This is a genomic window from Bacillus sp. 220_BSPC, assembly GCF_001054655.1.
In the GTDB taxonomy this organism is placed as follows: domain Bacteria; phylum Bacillota; class Bacilli; order Bacillales; family DSM-1321; genus Peribacillus; species Peribacillus frigoritolerans.
Window position 1 is genome coordinate 1 of sequence record NZ_JVPL01000226.1, and the last position, 3,698, is coordinate 3,698.

The following is a 3,698-nucleotide window of genomic DNA, read 5'->3' on the forward strand; positions in this document are numbered from 1 at the left end:
CAGCATTAAATTGAGAAATTGGGCTTTTTTCCATACTGTAGATAATGCCTCCATTGTGGAAGATCGATAAATTTGAACAAAAAAGTGATTATTTCTACATCTTTGGGTGAATCATATCATTTCACAGAAACTTTACCTTGAACTTCATTTTTAACATCTGCTTTTTTCAATATATTTCCGACATCGCACCCTTTATCTGCGGCTTCTGTCGCTCTTTGTGCAGATTGAATTTGTTCTTCTGTCGCGCCAGCAGATAAAACGATGTGAGGATAATGGATAATTTTAAACTCATTATCAGATATACTTGCCTCAGAGTTCACTGTAAGTTCCGCCACAGGAAGTTTTCTGCTTTCAAGCACAAATGTCAGTGTTGCTGCATAACAAGTTGTTACAGAAGCTACGAGAACCTCTTTTGGATTTGCTCCGTTACCACTACCTCCTAATGATGTCGGAATAGCGATTTTTGTATCAAGATACTCCGCTTTAAGGGTTCCATTCCCTGTTACCCCACCATCCCAAAATGCATTCACATTTATTTTCATATCAGCCATAATTAACACTCCTTCACTATATTAATTGCATATATATCTTGCCTATTCACGTATGTTTTTACTCGATGGGTATCGCAAACACTACGTTAAAAGACAAGAAGAACATTTTTTACGTTTTAATCAGTACCTACCAGTCGGTACAAAAAGTGGGTCAGATCAAAATTCTACACAGTTTTTTTGAAATTCCTATTAGATTGTCAGCAACTCCCACAATATTCCCTCTTTAAAGTGAATTTTCAAATAATATCCAATGGCATTTTCCTAGTAGGTTTAGGAAATACTTGATCTATTCTACTTAGATCTTCTTCAGTAAACTCAATTGATGCTGCTTCAGCATTTGCTAAAACATGTTCATCTTGAACCGCTTTTGGAATAGAGATGACGTTATTCGAACGGATGGTCCAAGCAAGGGCGATTTGTAATGGTTGGACATTGTATTTGTCAGCAATATCATGAATAGCTGGATCGTTTAAAAGCTGTCTTCTTAAAGAGCCTCCTTGAGCAAGGGGACTATAGGCCATGATTGGCATGTTATGTTCACGCTGCCATGGTAAGAGATCGAAGTCGATTCCTCTTGAACCTAAATGGTATAGCACTTGGTTCGTCACACAATTTTTTCCATGCTTAGTGTTCCATAGCTCTTCCATATCAACCGTGTCAAAATTAGAGACGCCCCATCTTAAAATTTTCCCTTCTTCACGTAGTTTTTCCATTCCTTCAATTGTATCCTCTAAAGGAACACGTCCTCTCCAGTGGAGAAGATATAAGTCCAAGTGGTCTGTTCCTAGTCGTTTTAAGCTGTTTTCACATGCTTTTGAAATCTTATCTAAACCTGCATGATGGGGATACACTTTTGAGACTAAAAAGACTTCATTTCTGCGCCCTTTAATGGCTTTGCCAACTAAGCGTTCAGAGTCTCCATTTCCGTACATTTCAGCGGTGTCAATAAGTTTCATACCCAATTCTAAGCCGAGCTGCAAGGCTTTTATTTCTTTGTCTCTCACTTGGGGATTTTCCCCCATGTACCATGTTCCTTGTCCTAAACTAGGTAAAGAAGTGCCGTCAGGTAGGGTTACCACGTGTTTGGCTAATGCTTTTTTAATTTCCGCTCTTTTCTTTTCATCCATTAGGCTCGACCCTTTCTTTTATGTATTTGGGTATCATAGAAGTAGACTGTTAACGTCTCTACGTATAAAGTACGCATATATTTAGAATTTCCGTAACCAACAAATCCATTCTTTATTGCATGATATGGCCATTTCTGCTTCCGTCTGTGCAAAAAAACAAAGAAAGTGAGGATGGCCTATAAGTGTCTGACACTTCGAGTCATCCCCACCACTTCTATTCTAAACCAATTTATCAATGACTTTGATATCAATGGATTAGATCAGATGAGCTCCTCCATCGATAAGAACGGATGTGCCAGTTGTAAACCCATTTTTCGCTAGGTAAATATAGGTTTCAGCTATATCTTTAGATTGAGCAACACGTCCGACAGGTAATTGCTTAGCAATCCCATGGTACATAACTTGTCTTTGATCTTCTGACATTCCGCCATAAAGAGGAGTGTCAACAATACCAGGTGATACCACGTTTACTCTGATAGGTGCCAGGTCTACTGAAAGTCCTCGTACTAATCCATCGATTGCTGAATTAATGGAAGCTAGAGTCGTAGCACCTTGAGGAGGACGCACACCATATACACCCGAAGTTAATGTAATAGAACTTTCATTATTCAAGTATGGAAGAGCAGCACGAACCGAAATATACTGCCCCCAGAACTTACTATCAAAAGCCTCTCTTACGGTTGCAACAGGCAGTTCGCTAAAGTGACCCATTGCGCCTTCACCTGCAGTAACCACTAGGTGATCAAATTTTCCAACCTTCTTGAAAAAGTCAGCAACCTTTTCCTCGCTGCGAAAGTCGATTTCATAGCCCTCTACGTTACCACCAAGCTTCACTTTTGCGTCAGATAATTTTGAAGCAGAACGGCTAGCAATAATAACTTGAGCGGATTCATCGATAAACTCCTTAGCAGCGGCTAAACCAATACCAGATGTACCTCCTAAAACAACCACTCGTTTTCCTTTTAATGACAACGCAATTCCTCCTTTATTCATACGTTTGTTTAACCAACTTGCGGATTCTGATTAAAGAATCCGCAAGTTAGATATATTTACGTTTTTACATCACCATTGTTATTTAGCTAAAAGTTTTAGTGATTCACGATTGAATGCTGGAATATCTTTTGGTTCTCGACTTGTTACAATATTTTTGCTGATGACAACTTCTTCGTCTTTATAATTTGCACCAGCATTTTTCAAATCGTTGCGAATGGATTTATAGCCAGTGATGTCGACACCTTTTAAAAGGTCTGTATCGATTAACACTTGTGGTCCATGACAAATGGCAAAAACAGGTTTTCCATCTTGGATAAATACTTTTGCAAATTCACCAAAACGATCGTCTTCACGCAATAAATCGGGAGAGAACCCACCAGGGATAAGCAACGCATCAAAGTCTGCAGGATGAACTTCATCAATGGATTTATCAATTTTTACGGTTGTGCCTTTTTTACCAGTTACTTGGTTACCTGATTGTTTGTCAATCGTGATAACTTCATGACCAGCTTCTTTAAAGGCTTGTACTGGTTCAGTGTACTCCACATCTTCAAATAGGTTTGTTATAAGCGTAGCGATTTTTTTGCTCATGTTCATTAACCTCCTTAAAATCATAGAACAGAAGTAAAAATATTCATTTTCGTACCATGTTCTGATTATCTTCATTAGAAGTTGATTTTATCTCCGTTGTAAGCCGCAATATAGATTTTTTTCATATCCTCCACCGATACTCCTCGTGGATTGGACGGAGTACAAGGATCCTCAAAAGCTCCTGCTGCCATCTGGTTCAGGTGTTTTTCAAATTCTGCTTATCCCACACCAAATTCCTTTATTGTTATTGGCATTTTTTCATCATCTCACCTGAAAATATGTATTATTCTTGATTCCTAACTATAAAACAGTTCAGCTAAAATCCTTTACAACACAGGAATATTATTTACCTTTTTCCAGAATGTACTCCTTTATTTCCTTTATGAACTGGATCATTGCAAATAAAAAGACCACAAGTCTTGACTTATTAAAAGTC

The 3,698-nt window shown here is 38.2% G+C and carries 4 protein-coding genes; all 4 read right to left on the reverse strand.

Annotated elements, in window-relative coordinates; all coding sequences use genetic code 11:
• Nucleotides 1–116: 116 nt before the first annotated feature.
• A complete protein-coding gene (locus tag ADA55_RS17810; RefSeq protein ID WP_048686343.1) occupies nt 117–551 on the reverse strand; it encodes an OsmC family protein in 435 nt (144 codons plus the stop codon).
• Nucleotides 552–787: 236 nt separating this feature from the next.
• A complete protein-coding gene (locus ADA55_RS17815; RefSeq protein ID WP_048686345.1) occupies nt 788–1,678 on the reverse strand; it encodes an aldo/keto reductase in 891 nt (296 codons plus the stop codon).
• A gap of 255 nt (nt 1,679–1,933) precedes the next feature.
• Nucleotides 1,934–2,650, reverse strand: coding sequence for an SDR family oxidoreductase (locus ADA55_RS17820; RefSeq protein ID WP_048686346.1), 717 nt, complete (start codon nt 2,648–2,650; stop codon nt 1,934–1,936).
• Between the two features lie 99 nt (nt 2,651–2,749).
• Nucleotides 2,750–3,262 (reverse strand): type 1 glutamine amidotransferase domain-containing protein, encoded by a 513-nt coding sequence (locus ADA55_RS17825; protein WP_048686348.1) that lies wholly within the window; start codon nt 3,260–3,262, stop codon nt 2,750–2,752.
• Nucleotides 3,263–3,698: the final 436 nt, after the last annotated feature.

What these genes read in the sequence shown, in the direction of transcription:
- ADA55_RS17810 (WP_048686343.1), bottom strand. Translation starts at nt 551, where the DNA reads ATGGCTGATATGAAAATAAATGTGAATGCATTTTGGGATGGTGGGGTA.
- ADA55_RS17815 (WP_048686345.1), bottom strand. Translation starts at nt 1,678, where the DNA reads ATGGATGAAAAGAAAAGAGCGGAAATTAAAAAAGCATTAGCCAAACAC.
- ADA55_RS17825 (WP_048686348.1), bottom strand. Translation starts at nt 3,262, where the DNA reads ATGAGCAAAAAAATCGCTACGCTTATAACAAACCTATTTGAAGATGTG.